The organism is Kosakonia quasisacchari (genome assembly GCF_004331415.1).
In the GTDB taxonomy this organism is placed as follows: domain Bacteria; phylum Pseudomonadota; class Gammaproteobacteria; order Enterobacterales; family Enterobacteriaceae; genus Kosakonia; species Kosakonia quasisacchari.
Genome location: NZ_SJOP01000024.1, coordinates 39,926 through 55,840, shown reverse-complemented (window position 1 = coordinate 55,840; position 15,915 = coordinate 39,926). Strand labels below are relative to the sequence as shown.

The following is a 15,915-nucleotide window of genomic DNA, read 5'->3' as shown; positions in this document are numbered from 1 at the left end:
GCAATCATGACCGTACTGCATAGCGTGGATTTTTTTCCGTCAGGTAAATCACCCGTTGCCATTGAACCGCGATTGCCCCAGGCGACGTTTCCGGAACATCATCATGATTTTCATGAAATTGTGATTGTTGAACACGGAACGGGGATTCATGTGTTTAATGGTCAGCCTTATACCATCAGCGGCGGCACGGTCTGTTTTGTGCGCGATCATGACCGCCATTTGTATGAACATACCGATAATCTCTGTTTGACCAATGTGCTGTACCGTTCACCGGATGCGTTCCAGTTCCTTGCCGGGCTGAATCAGCTATTACCGCAGGAGCAGGATGGGCATTACCCGTCGCACTGGCGGGTAAGCCAGCATACGCTGGGGCTGGTGCGCGGCATCATTAGCCAGATGGAAGAGATGGGCAGTGAAGCGGCAACGCACGACATTGCTAACCGCGAGATCCTGTTTATGCAATTGCTGGTGTTATTGCGTAAAAGCAGCCAGCAGGAAGATGCGGGCAACAGCGATGCGCGGCTGAATCAACTGATGCTGTGGCTGGAAGATCACTTCGCGGAAGATATTTGCTGGGAGTCGCTGGCGGAACAGTTCACCTTGTCGTTGCGTACGCTGCATCGCCAGCTAAAACAGTCCACCGGCATGACGCCGCAGCGCTATTTAAACCGCCTGCGGTTGATTAAAGCGCGCCATATGTTGCGCCACAGCGACGAGAGCGTTACCGATATCGCCTTTCGCTGCGGTTTTGGCGACAGTAACCACTTTTCGACGCTATTTCGCCGCGAGTTTGACTGGTCGCCGCGCGATATCCGCCAGGGGCGCGACACGCTGCTTCAGTAACGAGAAGGCTATCACCGATTTTTTGCCAGGCTTCCGCTAATAATGTCAGGTTGTTCACGGCAGAGGTGGCGTTGTGGCTGGTCAGTTAATTCTTCGTAAAGCAGACTTTTTCCCGCGCGCCGGACAGGCGGTCGCGGTGGCCGATCGCTACCCGCAAAATGTCTTTGCCGAACATACCCATGAGTTCTGCGAACTGGTGATGGTGTGGCGCGGCAATGGCTTGCACGTGCTCAATGACCGGCCTTACCGCATTACGCGCGGCGACCTGTTTTATATTCGCGCCGAAGATTGCCACTCTTACGCCTCGGTTAATGACCTGGTGTTGCAGAACATTATCTATTGTCCGGACCGGTTGACGCTGAACCTTGACTGGGCGGCGAATATTCCCGGGCTTAACGGCGCGCCGTCCAACCCGCACTGGCGCATTGGCAGCAGCGGAATGGCGCAGGCGCGGCAGGTGATAACGCAACTGGAACATGAAAGCGCGAAGGGCGATCCGCTGGCCAATTTGATGGCGGAAACCCTATTTGCTCAACTGGTGATGACCCTAAAACGCCACCGTTTTGCCACCGACAACCTTGCCGCGACTCAGAGCGAAACGCTGCTGGATAAGCTCATCACCGCACTTTCCGGGAGCCTGAATCGCAGCTTTGTACTGGAGCGTTTTTGTGAACAGGAACAGTGCAGCGAGCGGGCGCTGCGCCAGCAGTTTCGCACCCAGACCGGGATGACCATCAACCACTATTTGCGCCAGCTGCGCATTTGCCACGCGCAATTTTTGTTGCAGCACTCCGAGCAGATGATCAGCGAAATCGCCATGCAATGTGGCTTTGAGGACAGTAACTACTTTTCGGTGGTGTTTAGCCGTGAGGTAGGAATGACGCCAGGTCAGTGGCGTCATCGTAGCCGGGTTGCTGCCTGATTAGCTCGCCATGCCGAGGCCGACGATATTGGCCGCGACAATGATTACCACACAACCGAGACTCAGCACACTTACCGGTTGTCGTCCGGCGTTTTTCCACTCTTTTAGCACCAGACCAACCAGCCCACCGCATAGCACATAGAAGCTCATATGCAGCATCCAACTGATGTAGTCATACTGCCCCGGAATGCTGGCGTGACCCCAGGCGTAGAAGAAAAATTGCAGATACCACATCAGGCCACCCAGTGCGGAAAGCAGGATATTGCTGATGATCAGCCCTTTTGCCAGCGAGAAGTCGGCTTTTACCGACAAATCTTTCACTTTTGCCAGGCGGATAAAGCAGAAGCTCAGGTTAACCAGCGCACCGCCGCCCATGATCACCACATAGCTTGGCAGCGCAGTGTAGAGCGGGTCGATACCCAGTGCGGCGGCGGCTTCGTGCATTGGTTTGGCGGCGTTCATCGCAAAGGACATCCCGGCAGAGAACACGCCACACATCACCGCCAGCGCTAACCCTTTTCTCAGGTTGAACTCTTCGGCTTTGATGCCCATTTTGCGCTCTTTCAACTGACCAGCGCGGGTGACAATGCCAACGCCAATCAACGCTACCAGCACGCCCAGCAGCGTCATCCGACCGCCTTCGGTGTTGATCAGCACGTCGAAGTGACCGTTGAGGATCGGCGTCATCAACGTACCGACAATCAGCGTAATGCCAATGGCGATGCCAATACCCATCGACATGCCTAAGTAGCGCATGGTCAGGCCATAGTTGATGTTTCCGATGCCCCACATTGCGCCGAAAAGAAACACCGGCAGCAGAGTTGAAGCGCTAAACGAACTGAAATAAGCCCAAAAATCAGGCAATAACAGCGCGCAGATAGTCCAGGGAAGAATCAACCAGGAGACGATGCCGCCGATTGACCACATGGTTTCCCAGGACCAATTTCTTACCTTTTTAAACGGGGCATAGAAACAGGCTGCACTGGCTGCACCTATCAAATGCCAAAAAATACCCATCGTAATCGCGTTACTCATTTCACAATCCTCTTTGTTTTTATCGCCGGGATACGAGCAGCCGACCTGATGAGTGTAAAAATCGGTCAGAGGATTAACCTTGAGGCGTTTGCCGCGTTGCGCTGCAGGCTGGCAATGAGCGCGTGATGAGGGTGAGCGGCTTCACAATTTCAATAACATAACCAAAAGTTATAACCTTATAAAAACTACGGCATTGATAAACATTTTCAATATCATTTAATTAACTATAATGAACCAACTGCTTACGCGGCGTTAACACAATAGCCGCTTACCCTTAATGGAGATGAATATGAGCTATACACTGCCCGCTCTGCCGTATGCATACGATGCCCTCGAACCGCATTTCGACAAGCAGACGATGGAAATCCATCACACTAAACATCACCAGACCTACGTGAACAACGCTAACGCCGCGCTGGAAAGCCTGCCGGAGTTCGCCAGCCTGCCGGTTGAAGAGCTGATCACCAAACTGGACCAGCTGCCAGCAGACAAAAAAACCGTACTGCGCAACAACGCAGGCGGCCACGCTAACCACAGCCTGTTCTGGAAAGGCCTGAAAAAAGGCACCACCTTGCAGGGCGATCTGAAAGCCGCTATCGAGCGTGATTTCGGTTCCGTGGACAATTTCAAAGCTGAATTCGAAAAAGCTGCGGCGACTCGCTTTGGTTCCGGTTGGGCATGGCTGGTGCTGAAAGGCGACAAACTGGCTGTGGTTTCTACCGCTAACCAGGATTCCCCGCTGATGGGTGAAGCGATCTCTGGCGCGTCTGGCTTCCCGATCGTGGGCCTGGATGTGTGGGAACACGCTTACTACCTGAAATTCCAGAACCGCCGCCCGGACTACATCAAAGAGTTCTGGAACGTGGTGAACTGGGACGAAGCTGCTGCACGTTTTGCTGCGAAAAAATAAGCCGCTTTCGTCACGCCTTAGAGCGTGAATCAAAGCCCCGTCTGGCATTGCCGGCGGGGTTTTTTTATATCTTTTAGCCTGCCAGTAACTATAAGGAACGACGATCCTAAAATAATGAAATAATGTTTTGTTATGATTGTTCGATCACTTTTCTCCTCTGAATCCCGGTCTACCCTCTCTTCATCCGCGCGGCTGTTGTTCCGTTCCACGGAAGTGCCAGCGCCATAAAAATCGAATGGTTTTTACAGGTGAAGATATGCAAATCAAGCGTGCAATAGAAAAAATCCCTGGCGGGATGATGCTGGTTCCATTGTTCATCGGTGCCTTGTGCCACACTTTTGCGCCCGGTGCAGGGAAATACTTCGGTTCATTCACTAACGGTATGATTACCGGCACGGTGCCTATTCTGGCGGTGTGGTTTTTCTGCATGGGCGCGTCGATCAAACTGAGTGCGACGGGTACGGTGCTGCGCAAATCCGGCACGCTGGTGGTGACGAAAATCGTGGTCGCCTGGGTCGTGGCGGCTATCGCGTCGCGGTTAATTCCGGAACACGGCGTGGAAGCCGGTTTTTTTGCCGGGCTGTCGACGCTGGCGCTGGTGGCATCGATGGATATGACTAATGGTGGGTTGTACGCCTCCATCATGCAGCAGTACGGCACCAAAGAGGAGGCCGGGGCATTTGTGCTGATGTCGCTGGAATCCGGCCCATTAATGACGATGATTATTCTCGGTACTGCCGGTATCGCTTCTTTTGAACCGCATGTATTTGTCGGCGCGGTGCTGCCATTCCTCGTGGGGTTCGCGCTGGGTAATCTCGACCCGGAACTGCGCGAGTTCTTCAGCAAGGCGGTGCAAACGCTGATTCCGTTCTTCGCCTTCGCGCTGGGCAACACCATCGATTTAAGTGTGATTGCACAAACCGGGTTGCTGGGAATTTTGCTGGGTGTTGCGGTGATTGTGATTACCGGGATCCCGCTGATTATTGCCGATAAACTGATTGGCGGCGGCGATGGAACGGCGGGCCTGGCGGCCTCCAGTTCGGCAGGTGCTGCGGTGGCGACGCCGGTGCTGATTGCTGAAATGGTACCGGATTTCAAAGCGATGGCGCCGGCGGCGACCGCGCTGGTAGCAACCTCTGTGATTGTTACCTCGATCCTGGTGCCGATTTTGACCTCTGTCTGGTCACGAAAAGTGAAAGGGGCGGAAGCGGAAATGTCGATACGAAATACTGTCAAATAACGACATGAAGCCGACCTTTACAGGTCGGCTTTTGCATCATTGAATGCCAAACACGTTGTCGATAATTTTGCACTGCGCTTCATTGAGGGCGCCGCCGAAGTTACGGGCGACGGGCGTGCAGTAGCCAAACTTACGCGATACCACGGTTTTGATGGTGGTAACAAAATCGTCGCCGATGCTGTAGATGGCCATAAATTTACCGATCTCTTGCTGCACTTGATGCAGCGTTGCCAAATCACCTTGCCGCCACGCTTCCCGGGCTGTGACGAACAGTTCCGGCATCACGTTGTTTAAGCCTGAAATCACACCTGCGCCGCCTGCCAGCAGATTGGGAATAAAGTATTCGTCGTAACCGCACAGCACCGCGAAATCATCGCGCACGTTCTTCGTTGCCAGAATCATATTGCGGGTGTGCGACTGGCAATCAACGGTGTCTTTGATGCCCGCAAAATCGGGGAATTCGGCGGCCAGTGTCGCCACCAGCTCAGGGGTTAAATCGCAGCCGGTTCGCGCCGGGAAGTTATAAGCAAACCATTTTCCGCTGATCGCTTTGCCCAGCGCGCGGAAATAGCTTAAAAGCTGGTTGCTGGTTTGCCCATAGTAATAAGGCGGCAGTACCATCACCGCTTCATAGCCGGTGCGGTAGGCTTCATCGGCCAGCCACAGGATGTCGCTAAAGCAGGTGGAAGAGACGTTAGCGACCATCGAAATGGGCGACATACCGCGCGCTTCACGGATCAACATCACCCGCTCATCCAGTGTGAAAGAGGCGAACTCGCCAATACTGCCCATTAGTAACACCACGTCGATTTTCGCTGCCGTCAGGCGGGTAATGTGCTGCTTTAATCCATTGAGATCGATGTTGCCTTTACGGTCCATCGGCGTGATGGAAGGGCACCAGACGCCGGAGAATGGGGTTGTACGCGTCACGTCACTGTCTCCTCGATTAATGAAATTATGTTTCAAAAGCGTAAGGTCAGTGATAGCACGGCGTCGGAGTGCGCACGTGCACGAATGTCTCATTTTTGCAGGTTAGGTCTGAGAACAATTGTGGTGTAATAACGCGATGAACGAAGCCTGTTGGAGGGAATATGCAACATCCGGTTGAAGTATTTGTAGGAAAAATAAGGGATTATCAGGGCAGCCGACCGAGCGCCATCGCAAAATTGCAGGTAGAAGGCGAATTGACGCTGACCGAAACCGGTATCGCCGGGGACGAGCAGGCGGAGAAAAGTTACCACGGCGGGACAGATCGCGCATTGTGCCACTACCCGCGAGAGCACTATGTACACTGGGCGCAAATGTTCCCGCAGCAAGCGGCGTTGTTTTGCGCGCCCGCATTTGGCGAGAATCTTTCCACCCGTGGCCTGACAGAGAAAAATGTCTTTATCGGCGATATTTTTCGCTGGGGAGACGCGCTGATTCAGGTGACGCAGCCGCGTTCGCCCTGTTTCAAACTCAATTTCCACTTTGGCATCAGCGACATGTCAGCGCAGATGCAGTCCAGCGGCCGCATTGGTTGGCTTTATCGGGTGATTGCCGGCGGCAATGTTTCGGCGGAAGCGCCGCTGGAACTGGTTTCACGCGTGAGTGATGTCAGTGTTTATGACGCGGCGGCAATTGCCTGGTTTCAGCCGTTTGACGATGAGCAGTATCATCGCTTACTGGCGGCTGCGGGATTGTCGGCGAGCTGGACGCGTACGATGCAAAAGCGGCGCTTGAGTGGCAAGATTGAAGATAATTCACGCCGATTGTTGGGAAAATAAACGCCCCCTCCGATGAGCGGAGGAGGCGAGTTATCAAGCGCGTTTATATAACGGCAGCCATATCGTCAGGCGCAAACCGCCGAGTGGGCTGTCGTCTGCTTTTACCCAACCTCGATGCTGCTGGATCGCGGTTTCGACAATCGCCAGCCCAAGGCCCGTACCGCCGGACTCGCGATCGCGCGCTTCGTCGGTGCGGTAGAATGGGCGGAAAATCTGCTCCCTGTCTTCCGGGCTGACGCCGGGGCCGTCATCGTCCACGTTAATGGTGATGCCGTCTTTATCCACCGCAAAACTGACTTCGATTTTGCTGTGCGAGTAACGCAGCGCGTTACGCACGATGTTTTCCACCGCACTTTCCAGCGCACTTGGGTTTCCGTACATTGGCCACGGGCCTGGCGGGAAATTGACCGTCAGGGTTTTGCCCATCTGCTCCGCTTCAAACGCCGCGTTATCCAGCACCTCATTCCACATCTGGTTGGCTTTCACCGTTTCGCTGACCAGCGCATTTTTCTGCTGATTGCGCGACATTACCAGCAGATCGTTGATCATGCTGTCCAGCCGCTGCGCCTCAGTTTCAATGCGCTCCAGCTCTTTGCTTTCGCCGCTGCGGCGACGCAGCAGAGCGGTGCCGAGCTGTAAACGTGTGAGCGGTGTACGCAGTTCGTGTGAGATATCAGAAAGCAGGCGCTGCTGTGCGGTCATCATGCGTTCAAGCGCCGTCACCATCTGGTTGAAACTGGCTCCGGCGGCCAGAAACTCCTGCGGCCCCGATTCCAGTTCCGGATGCTGCCGCAAGTTGCCTTGCGCCACTTCATCCGCCGCATTTTTCAGCTTCCGCGCCGGTTTCGCCAGGCTCCACGCCAGCCACAACAGCAGCGGCGAGCTGATAAGCATGGTGACAATCAGCAGCAATAGCGGGCGGTCAAACAACAGGTTGATAAAGTCAGATTGCGAACTGCTGGCTGGGCGAATCAGATAGAGTTGGTAGTTATCTTCTCCGTCACGAACGGAGAAAGGCCCCACCATTTCGACCCGGCCATATTTTTTCTTCTGCGGATGGTCGGAGTTATCCGCCTGGCCGATGAAGTTACGGATGATTTGCATCTCGTTGCGTTCGGCGCCAATAACGCGCCCTTCGCTGGTCACCAGCAGCAGACGTTGGCCCGGCGGCGCCCATTTGTCGATGGCGCGAAAAAGCCTGCGCCACCACATCAGGTCGTTCGGCGGGTCGTTCGACAATTCCGCTTCAACATGCTGTTCAATCATCACGCCCTGACGCTGCTCGCTGTCCAGCAACTCCGTCATCTGACGGGAGTCCAGCTTTGGCACCATCAAAACCAGCATCAATACCAGCGCCAGCGTTAACCAGAAAATGGCAAAGATGCGGGCGGTCAAACTTCCTATCATGAAGCAGACACCATCAGATAACCGCGACCGCGCAGAGTTTTAAACCACGGATGCCCATCTTTACGCTCCGGCAGTTTGCGGCGCAGGTTGGAAATGTGCATATCGATAGCGCGGTCGAACGGTGTTAAACGTTTACCCAATACTTCCTGGCTCAAATGTTCGCGCGATACCACCTGGCCTAAGTGCTGCGCCAGCAAGTAAAGCAGGGTGAATTCGGTGCCGGTCAGTTCCAGCGCCTGGCCTTCAAAGCTGGCTTCCTGACGACCTGGATTAAGACTCAGCGCGTCTACTTCAAGCGTAGGCGAGCCGTTATCGTTGTTTTGCTGCTGCTCACTCCAGTGTGAGCGGCGCAAGATTGCACGAATACGCGCGACCAATTCACGGTCGTTAAAGGGCTTTGGCAGATAGTCATCCGCGCCCAGCTCAAGGCCAAGAACGCGATCAAGTTCGCTGCCGCGTGCGGTCAACATAATGACCGGTGTTTGGTGTGTCTGGCGTAGCTCTTTAAGTGTGTCGATACCGTTTTTCTTCGGCATCATGACATCAAGCAAAAGCAGGTCGATACTGTCGTCGAGGAGGTCGAGCGCCTGCTCCCCGTCATGGGCAACGAGCACATTGAAACCTTCCATGTCGAGTAGCTCCTTTAACAAGGAAGTAAGCTCTCGGTCATCATCTACTAAAAGGATTTTATTCATTGTTTAAATACCTCCGAGGCAGAAATTACGTCATCGAGACTCGCTAATCCATGACTTTACGTTGTTTTACACCCCCTGACGCATGTTTGCAGCCTGAATCGTAGACTGATTATCGTTGAATCGTGAGACGAAAAGGTTACTGGAGTAAATGATGCGCATCGTTACCGCTGCCGTCATGGCCTCAACGCTGGCGTTTAGCACCGTTAGCCAGGCTGCTGACGTCGTAACAGGCGATAACTGGCACCCGATTGATGGGTTTGCACAGCGCAGTGTTCAGAGCCATATGTTTGACGGTATTAATTTAACCGAACATCAGCGTCAGCAGATGCGGGATTTAATGAGACAGGCGCGGCACGATCAGCCTCCTGTTAATGTTAGCGAAATGGAGACAATGCATCGCCTTGTCACCGCAGAAAATTTTGATGAAAACGCTGTGCGCGCTCAGGCAGAAAAAATGGCGCAGGAGCAGGTAGCTCGTCAGGTTGAAATGGCGAAAGTCCGCAACCAGATGTACAACCTGCTTACGCCGCAGCAGCAAGCAGTTTTAAACCAGAAACACCAGCAACGGATGACGCAACTGCGTGAAGTCGCACAGATGCAGCAAAGTTCTCCGTCGACAGTTTTAAGTAGCAGTAGTACCCGGCATTACCAGTAACAAACCCTGTTTTCCTTGCCATAGACACCATCCCTGTCTTCCCCCACATGATGTGGGGGTTTTTTTTGCCCGCAATTCCACCGCTTAATTTACCCATTGCTGTTGCCCACCTTTCGTTATAATTCCCGCAGGATCAATGCAGGAGCATTTATGAATCAATCCTATGGGCGTCTGGTTACCCGGGCGGCGGTTGCTGCAACCGTCATGGCATCGTCACTGCTGTTAATTAAAATCTTCGCGTGGTGGTTCACCGGTTCGGTCAGTATTTTGGCAGCGCTGGTGGATTCGCTGGTGGATATCGCCGCATCACTGACCAACTTGTTGGTTGTTCGTTATTCGCTGCAACCCGCAGATGAAGAACATACGTTCGGCCACGGAAAAGCGGAATCGCTGGCGGCACTAGCACAAAGTATGTTTGTTTCTGGTTCGGCGTTGTTTCTGTTTTTAACAGGTATTCAGCACCTTGCTAAGCCTGAACCGCTTCGTGATGCAGTCATTGGTATTACGGTTACGTTGATCGCACTGTTTAGTACTGTGATCCTTGTCACTTTTCAGCGTTGGGTAGTACGGAAAACCCACAGCCAGGCGGTTCGGGCGGATATGCTTCATTATCAGTCTGATGTTATGATGAACGGCGCAATTCTCATCGCGCTCGGGCTCTCCTGGTATGGATGGCATCGGGCGGACGCACTGTTTGCGCTGGGTATTGGCAGCTATATTTTGTATAGCGCGTTACACATGGGATATGACGCGGTTCAGGCATTGCTGGACAGAGCCTTACCCGACGAAGAGCGGCAGGAAATTTTCGACATCGTCACCGCCTGGCCAGGCGTCAGTGGCGCTCACGATCTTCGCACGCGGCAGTCAGGGCCGACCCGCTTTATTCAAATACATTTGGAAATGGAAGATAACCTGCCGCTCGTTCAGGCACATCTTATTGCTGAGCAAGTAGAACAGGCGATTCTGCAACGTTTCCCGGGTTCTGATGTGATAATCCATCAGGATCCTTGTTCGGTAATACCTCAAGGACGATAAGCACGTAGAGGCTTTCGCATTTCGTTGTAAAAAAGTGAGCCAGACCAGCTTTTTGTGTATAAATTACCGCCATTTGGTCTGACCTGAATCAATTCAGCAAGCTGGGATTGATATACTATTTGCAGCATAGTTGTTCGCTCCCACAGGGGAGTCGCTTCGGGCCACAGAATTTTATTTTGCATTCCTAAGTTCAGAGGTAGTCATGATTAAAAAAATCGGTGTGTTGACAAGTGGCGGTGATGCGCCAGGCATGAATGCCGCGATCCGCGGCGTCGTCCGCGCAGCATTGACAGAAGGTCTGGAAGTGGCAGGTATCTATGACGGTTACCTCGGCCTGTATGAAGACCGCATGATCCAACTTGACCGCTACAGCGTGTCCGACATGATCAACCGCGGCGGTACATTCCTCGGCTCCGCCCGCTTCCCGGAATTCCGTGAAGAGCATGTCCGCGCAGTGGCTATTGAGAACATGAAAAAACGCGGTATCGACGCGCTGGTTGTTATCGGCGGCGACGGTTCCTACATGGGTGCTAAGCGCCTGACTGAAATGGGTTTCCCGTGCATCGGTTTGCCGGGCACCATCGATAACGACGTTGCGGGTACTGACTACACCATCGGCTACTTCACCGCGCTGCAAACCGTGGTTGAAGCAATCGACCGCCTGCGTGACACCTCTTCTTCTCACCAGCGTATCTCCATCGTTGAAGTGATGGGGCGCTACTGTGGCGACCTGACGCTGGCGGCGGCGATTGCAGGCGGTTGCGAATTCATCGTGCTGCCGGAAGTGGAATTCAACCGTGAAGACCTGGTCGCAGAGATCAAAGCGGGTATCGCCAAAGGTAAAAAACACGCCATTGTGGCCATTACCGAGCATATCTGTGATATCGACGAACTGGCGAAGTACATTGAAAGCGAAACCGAGCGTGAAACCCGTGCCACTGTTCTTGGTCACATTCAGCGCGGCGGTTCTCCGGTGCCTTACGACCGTATTCTGGCTTCCCGTATGGGTTCTTACGCGATTGAGCTGTTGTTGCAGGGCTACGGCGGCCGTTGTGTCGGTATTCAGAACGAAAAAATGGTGCATCACGACATCATCGACGCTATCGAAAACATGAAACGCCCGTTCAAAGGCGACTGGCTCGACTGCGCGAAGAAACTTTACTAAGTGTGAAAACGCCCTCAATAACGAGGGCGTTTTTTTACCCACATTTATTCCCCAAAGTTATAGCCAATCTTTTTTTATTCTTTAATCATTGGATACCTTTCTGGCAGTCTGATGACATCAAAATCGATAACCTTAAGAGAGTGGGCGATGAATAAATGGGGCTTGGGGATTACATTATTGCTGGCTTCTACCAGCGTTCTGGCAAAGGATATCCAGTTATTAAACGTCTCTTACGATCCAACGCGTGAGCTGTATGAGCAATACAACAAAGCTTTTAGCGCGCACTGGAAACAAGAGACAGGCGACAACGTGGTGATTCGTCAGTCCCATGGCGGTTCCGGCAAACAGGCAACATCTGTTATCAACGGTATCGACGCTGATGTGGTGACGCTAGCGCTGGCCTACGATGTTGACGCGATTGCAGAACGTGGCCGTATCGATAAAAACTGGATCAAACGCCTGCCAGACAACTCCGCTCCCTATACCTCAACCATCGTTTTCCTGGTGCGTAAAGGTAACCCGAAACAGATTCATGACTGGAACGATCTGATTAAACCTGGCGTTTCTGTGATCACGCCAAACCCGAAAAGCTCCGGTGGCGCGCGCTGGAACTACCTGGCGGCCTGGGGCTATGCGCTGCATCAGAACGGCGGCGATCAGGCAAAAGCGCAGGAGTTCGTAAAAGCGCTGTTTAAAAACGTAGAAGTGCTGGATTCCGGTGCGCGCGGTGCGACCAATACCTTCGTTGAGCGCGGTATTGGTGACGTGCTGATTGCGTGGGAAAACGAAGCGCTTCTGGCAACCAACGAACTGGGCAAAGACAAATTTGAAATTGTCACCCCGAGCGAATCTATCCTCGCGGAGCCAACCGTCTCTGTTGTCGACAAAGTAGCAGAGAAGAAAGGCACCGAGAAAGTGGCGGAAGCCTACCTGAAATACCTCTATTCGCCGGAAGGCCAGGAGATCGCCGCGAAGAACTTTTATCGCCCGCGTGATGCACAGGTGGCGGCGAAATACGCCAACGCGTTCCCGAAACTGAAACTTTTCACCATTGATGATGTGTTCGGTGGCTGGACGAAGGCGCAAAAAGAGCACTTCTCTAACGGCGGTACTTTCGACCAAATCAGTAAACGTTAATCTCCCCCAGGCGCCCTCATCAGAGGGCGTTTTTGTTTTCCCTCTGCGTAAAATCCAGGATTTCCGACTTCCCCTGCAATTTGCGCTATCATTCCGGTTCTTTCAGCAAAGGAAGCGGAAAAATGAAAACCGTGCGTCGTATCGTCATTGTTCTGTTGGTGCTGGCTTTACTGGCAGCAGCGGGAGCGTGGTTGTGGTTTAAAAACAGCGGTAACCCGGATGCGTTGCGCCAGATAGTCACCGAACAATGTTTACCGAACATGCGTGAGCATAACTTGCCAAAACCCTGCGCTCAGGTGAACCTGAAAAGCGGCTACGTGCTGATGAAAGATCGCAATGGGCCGTTGCAGTTTTTGCTCATGCCGACGTACCGCATCAACGGCACGGAAAGCCCGTTGCTGTTGCAACCGACAACGCCAAACTTCTTCTGGCAAGCGTGGCAATCCCGAGATGTGATGAGTAAACTGCGCGGCAACACGGTGCCGGACAACGCGATTTCCTTGACCATTAATTCGCGCACCGGGCGCACGCAGAACCATTTCCATATCCATATTTCTTGTCTGCGTTCCGATGTGCGCACGCAACTGAATGACAATGCCGCACGCATCAGCAGCCAGTGGCTGGCATTTCCTGGCGGCCTGCTCGGTCATCAATATTTAGCGCGCCGCGTGACTGAAGCGGAGTTGGTTCAACGCAGCCCGTTTTTGATGCTGGCAGAAGAAGTCCCGGAAGCAAAAGCGCATATGGGACGCTTTGCGTTGGCAATGGCGCAGCAGGCCGATGGCTCGTTTGTGCTGCTGGCCACCGAGCGTAATCTGTTGGCGCTTAATCGCGCATCGGCAGAGGAAATTCAGGATCATCAATGCGATATCCTGAAATAACCCCACCATAATTCACGTTTACTCCGCCTGCCTGTCACCGTAGACTTGCTGAAAAAATCTACAGGAGACAGGCATGTCGCTCTGGCTTTCTCACCCTCTGTTCCTTCCCTCTGTCATTGTCGGCATCACTATCGTGCTGTGGGCCACCTCGTTATTGCCGGAATTTATCACCGCCCTGCTATTTTTTACGGCGGCGATGGTGGCAAAAATTGCGCCGCCGGACGTCATTTTTGGTGGTTTCGCTTCATCGGCCTTCTGGTTGGTATTCAGCGGCTTTGTGCTCGGAGTGGCAATACGCAAAACCGGGCTGGCGGATCGGGCGGCGAGAGCGTTATCGGCAAAGCTGACCGACTCATGGCTGCAAATGGTCGCAAGCGTCGTACTGCTCAGTTACGCACTGGCGTTTGTGATGCCTTCGAACATGGGGCGCATTGCGCTGTTGATGCCAATCGTCGCGGCAATGGCGGCGCGGGCGGGCATTAACGAAGGGACGCGTTCCTGGTACGGGCTGGCGCTGGCGGTCGGTTTTGGCACTTTCCAGTTATCGGCGACCATTTTGCCCGCCAACGTGCCAAACCTGGTGATGAGCGGTGCGGCAGAAGGCTCGTACGGCATTCATCTTAACTATGTGCCTTATCTGCTGCTGCATACGCCGGTACTTGGCATTTTAAAAGGGCTGATCTTGATTGGCCTGATTTGCTGGCTCTTTCCTGGTCAGCCACGCGCGCCGCGCGAGCAAACACCCGCTGAACCGATGAGCCGGGATGAAAAACGGCTGGCGTGGATGCTGGCGGTAGTACTGACGTTGTGGGTTACGGAAAGCTGGCACGGCATCGGCCCTGCGTGGACGGGGCTTGCTGCTGCTTGCGTGACGCTGTTGCCGCGCGTGGGTTTTATTACCGGCGACGAATTTTCCAGCGGTGTGAATATTCGCACCTGTATCTATGTGGCGGGAATTCTCGGCCTGGCGATTACCGTGACGCAAACCGGGATCGGTAGCGCCGTCGGTGAAGCGCTGTTGCATGTGATGCCGCTTGATCCGGCGCGTCCGTTCACCAGTTTCCTGGCGCTAACCGGCATTACCACCGCGCTGAATTTTATTATGACCGCTAACGGCGTACCGGCGCTGTTTACCACGCTGGCGCAGAGTTTTGCCGATGCCACCGGTTTTCCGTTGTTGTCAGTCATCATGATTCAGGTGCTGGGGTATTCCACGCCGCTGTTGCCGTATCAGGCGTCGCCGATTGTGGTGGCGATGGCGCTCGGCAAAGTACCGGCAAGAGCGGGGATGCTGCTCTGTCTGGCGCTGGCGGTGGTGACGTATTTGGTGTTATTGCCGCTGGATTATGCGTGGTTTAGCGTGTTGGGGAAATTGTAAGGTGAAACCCTCTCCCGGTCGGGAGAGGGTAAAACAGAATTACGCCTGTTTTGCAGCTTCTGCCGCTTTAACGATCACCGCGAAAGCGTCAGCTTTCAGGGATGCGCCGCCAACCAGTGCGCCGTCGATATCCGGCTGGGTGAACAGCTCTGCTGCGTTGCCAGCGTTAACGGAACCGCCGTACTGAATGATCACTTGCTCAGCCACTTTCGCGTCGGCTTTAGCAATGTGGTCACGAATAAATTTGTGAACAGCCTGTGCCTGTGCCGGGGTAGCAGATTTGCCGGTACCGATAGCCCAAACCGGTTCGTAGGCAATGACAGCGCCTTCGAATGCCGCCGCACCCTGAGTTTTCAGCACTGCGTCGATCTGACGTGCGCAGACTTCTTCGGTTTTACCGGCTTCGTTTTCCGCTTCGGTTTCACCAATACACAGAACCGGTGTCAGACCCTGCGCTTTCAGCACAGCGAATTTCTTCGCGATCAACTCGTCGGATTCTTTGTGGTAAGTACGACGCTCAGAGTGGCCGATGATGATGTATTTCGCGCCAATATCTTTCAGCATTTCGGCAGAGGTTTCGCCGGTGAATGCGCCAGACAGGTTAACGTCAACGTTTTGCGCGCCCAGTACGATGTGGCTGCCGTCAGCGGCGTGTTTGGCCAGATCGAGGTACATTTCCGGCGGAGCGATTGAGACAGCACAACCCGTTACGCCAGCCAGCTCGGTACGCAGGTTTGCAACCAGTTCGTTTACCATGTGGCGGCTGCCGTTCAGTTTCCAGTTACCCATCACTAAAGGATGTCGCATTTTTACTCTCCACGCGCTTGGCGAATTAAGGAATATGGC

The 15,915-nt window shown here is 53.7% G+C and carries 16 protein-coding genes; 11 read left to right on the top strand and 5 right to left on the bottom strand.

Going from position 1 to position 15,915, the window contains the following annotated elements; translation table 11 throughout:
* Window positions 1-6 precede the first annotated feature (6 nt).
* The gene (rhaS, locus tag E0L21_RS21000) at window positions 7-843 is read left to right on the top strand and encodes an HTH-type transcriptional activator RhaS (protein ID WP_131412911.1); all 837 of its coding nucleotides are present in this window, start codon (window positions 7-9) and stop codon (window positions 841-843) included.
* 73 nt (window positions 844-916) lie between these two features.
* Window positions 917-1,765, top strand: coding sequence for an HTH-type transcriptional activator RhaR (gene rhaR, locus E0L21_RS20995; protein ID WP_131412909.1), 849 nt, complete (start codon window positions 917-919; stop codon window positions 1,763-1,765).
* Here rhaR and rhaT read toward each other — a convergent pair whose 3' ends face one another.
* On the bottom strand, window positions 1,766-2,800 hold the full coding sequence (rhaT, locus tag E0L21_RS20990) for an L-rhamnose/proton symporter RhaT (protein ID WP_131412907.1): 1,035 nt from the start codon (window positions 2,798-2,800) through the stop codon (window positions 1,766-1,768). It lies immediately after the preceding gene.
* A 289-nt stretch (window positions 2,801-3,089) separates the two neighbouring features.
* Here rhaT and sodA point away from each other — a divergent pair, with 289 nt between their 5' ends.
* Both sodA and kdgT read left to right on the top strand, forming a co-directional pair.
* Window positions 3,090-3,710: a superoxide dismutase [Mn] gene (gene sodA / locus E0L21_RS20985; RefSeq protein ID WP_017459659.1), complete on the top strand. Its 621-nt coding sequence runs from the start codon at window positions 3,090-3,092 to the stop codon at window positions 3,708-3,710.
* 256 nt (window positions 3,711-3,966) lie between these two features.
* On the top strand, window positions 3,967-4,950 hold the full coding sequence (gene kdgT / locus E0L21_RS20980; protein WP_131412905.1) for a 2-keto-3-deoxygluconate transporter: 984 nt from the start codon (window positions 3,967-3,969) through the stop codon (window positions 4,948-4,950).
* Between the two features lie 36 nt (window positions 4,951-4,986).
* Here the strand turns inward: kdgT and E0L21_RS20975 are convergent, their stop codons facing one another.
* Entirely contained in the window at window positions 4,987-5,880 is an 894-nt protein-coding gene (locus tag E0L21_RS20975) for a dihydrodipicolinate synthase family protein (RefSeq protein ID WP_131412903.1), read from the bottom strand.
* 161 nt (window positions 5,881-6,041) lie between these two features.
* Here E0L21_RS20975 and yiiM point away from each other — a divergent pair, with 161 nt between their 5' ends.
* Complete coding sequence (yiiM, locus tag E0L21_RS20970; protein WP_131412901.1) at window positions 6,042-6,716, top strand: 6-hydroxyaminopurine reductase; 675 nt, start codon at window positions 6,042-6,044, stop codon at window positions 6,714-6,716.
* Window positions 6,717-6,749: 33 nt separating this feature from the next.
* Here the strand turns inward: yiiM and cpxA are convergent, their stop codons facing one another.
* Together cpxA and cpxR are read right to left on the bottom strand one after the other, a co-directional pair.
* Window positions 6,750-8,123: an envelope stress sensor histidine kinase CpxA gene (cpxA, locus tag E0L21_RS20965; protein WP_131412899.1), complete on the bottom strand. Its 1,374-nt coding sequence runs from the start codon at window positions 8,121-8,123 to the stop codon at window positions 6,750-6,752.
* Complete coding sequence (gene cpxR, locus E0L21_RS20960; RefSeq protein WP_017459654.1) at window positions 8,120-8,818, bottom strand: envelope stress response regulator transcription factor CpxR; 699 nt, start codon at window positions 8,816-8,818, stop codon at window positions 8,120-8,122. The genes cpxA and cpxR overlap by 4 nt, the downstream gene beginning before the upstream one ends.
* 151 nt (window positions 8,819-8,969) lie before the next feature.
* Here cpxR and cpxP point away from each other — a divergent pair, with 151 nt between their 5' ends.
* From cpxP to E0L21_RS20930, 6 genes are all read left to right on the top strand, one after another.
* On the top strand, window positions 8,970-9,473 hold the full coding sequence (cpxP, locus tag E0L21_RS20955; RefSeq protein ID WP_131412959.1) for a cell-envelope stress modulator CpxP: 504 nt from the start codon (window positions 8,970-8,972) through the stop codon (window positions 9,471-9,473).
* Between the two features lie 150 nt (window positions 9,474-9,623).
* Window positions 9,624-10,508: a CDF family cation-efflux transporter FieF gene (fieF, locus tag E0L21_RS20950; RefSeq protein ID WP_131412897.1), complete on the top strand. Its 885-nt coding sequence runs from the start codon at window positions 9,624-9,626 to the stop codon at window positions 10,506-10,508.
* A gap of 202 nt (window positions 10,509-10,710) precedes the next feature.
* Window positions 10,711-11,673, top strand: a complete 963-nt coding sequence (pfkA, locus tag E0L21_RS20945; RefSeq protein ID WP_131412895.1) for a 6-phosphofructokinase — start codon at window positions 10,711-10,713, stop codon at window positions 11,671-11,673.
* 147 nt (window positions 11,674-11,820) lie between these two features.
* Window positions 11,821-12,810, top strand: coding sequence for a sulfate ABC transporter substrate-binding protein (locus tag E0L21_RS20940; protein WP_131412893.1), 990 nt, complete (start codon window positions 11,821-11,823; stop codon window positions 12,808-12,810).
* A 122-nt stretch (window positions 12,811-12,932) separates the two neighbouring features.
* Window positions 12,933-13,691 (top strand): CDP-diacylglycerol diphosphatase, encoded by a 759-nt coding sequence (locus E0L21_RS20935; RefSeq protein WP_131412891.1) that lies wholly within the window; start codon window positions 12,933-12,935, stop codon window positions 13,689-13,691.
* A 73-nt stretch (window positions 13,692-13,764) separates the two neighbouring features.
* The gene (locus tag E0L21_RS20930) at window positions 13,765-15,069 is read left to right on the top strand and encodes an SLC13 family permease (RefSeq protein ID WP_131412889.1); all 1,305 of its coding nucleotides are present in this window, start codon (window positions 13,765-13,767) and stop codon (window positions 15,067-15,069) included.
* Window positions 15,070-15,108: 39 nt separating this feature from the next.
* On the opposite strand, the gene tpiA is transcribed toward E0L21_RS20930, so the two are convergent.
* Window positions 15,109-15,876, bottom strand: coding sequence for a triose-phosphate isomerase (gene tpiA, locus E0L21_RS20925; protein ID WP_017459647.1), 768 nt, complete (start codon window positions 15,874-15,876; stop codon window positions 15,109-15,111).
* Window positions 15,877-15,915 lie beyond the last annotated feature (39 nt).

Bases quoted from the DNA above. Each gene is read 5' to 3' on its own strand.
- yiiM (WP_131412901.1), top strand. From the start codon at position 6,042: ATGCAACATCCGGTTGAAGTATTTGTAGGAAAAATAAGGGATTATCAG.
- cpxA (WP_131412899.1), bottom strand. From the start codon at position 8,123: ATGATAGGAAGTTTGACCGCCCGCATCTTTGCCATTTTCTGGTTAACG.
- rhaS (WP_131412911.1), top strand. From the start codon at position 7: ATGACCGTACTGCATAGCGTGGATTTTTTTCCGTCAGGTAAATCACCC.
- cpxP (WP_131412959.1), top strand. From the start codon at position 8,970: ATGCGCATCGTTACCGCTGCCGTCATGGCCTCAACGCTGGCGTTTAGC.
- pfkA (WP_131412895.1), top strand. From the start codon at position 10,711: ATGATTAAAAAAATCGGTGTGTTGACAAGTGGCGGTGATGCGCCAGGC.
- tpiA (WP_017459647.1), bottom strand. From the start codon at position 15,876: ATGCGACATCCTTTAGTGATGGGTAACTGGAAACTGAACGGCAGCCGC.
- E0L21_RS20940 (WP_131412893.1), top strand. From the start codon at position 11,821: ATGAATAAATGGGGCTTGGGGATTACATTATTGCTGGCTTCTACCAGC.
- E0L21_RS20935 (WP_131412891.1), top strand. From the start codon at position 12,933: ATGAAAACCGTGCGTCGTATCGTCATTGTTCTGTTGGTGCTGGCTTTA.
- kdgT (WP_131412905.1), top strand. From the start codon at position 3,967: ATGCAAATCAAGCGTGCAATAGAAAAAATCCCTGGCGGGATGATGCTG.
- sodA (WP_017459659.1), top strand. From the start codon at position 3,090: ATGAGCTATACACTGCCCGCTCTGCCGTATGCATACGATGCCCTCGAA.
- E0L21_RS20930 (WP_131412889.1), top strand. From the start codon at position 13,765: ATGTCGCTCTGGCTTTCTCACCCTCTGTTCCTTCCCTCTGTCATTGTC.
- fieF (WP_131412897.1), top strand. From the start codon at position 9,624: ATGAATCAATCCTATGGGCGTCTGGTTACCCGGGCGGCGGTTGCTGCA.
- cpxR (WP_017459654.1), bottom strand. From the start codon at position 8,818: ATGAATAAAATCCTTTTAGTAGATGATGACCGAGAGCTTACTTCCTTG.
- rhaT (WP_131412907.1), bottom strand. From the start codon at position 2,800: ATGAGTAACGCGATTACGATGGGTATTTTTTGGCATTTGATAGGTGCA.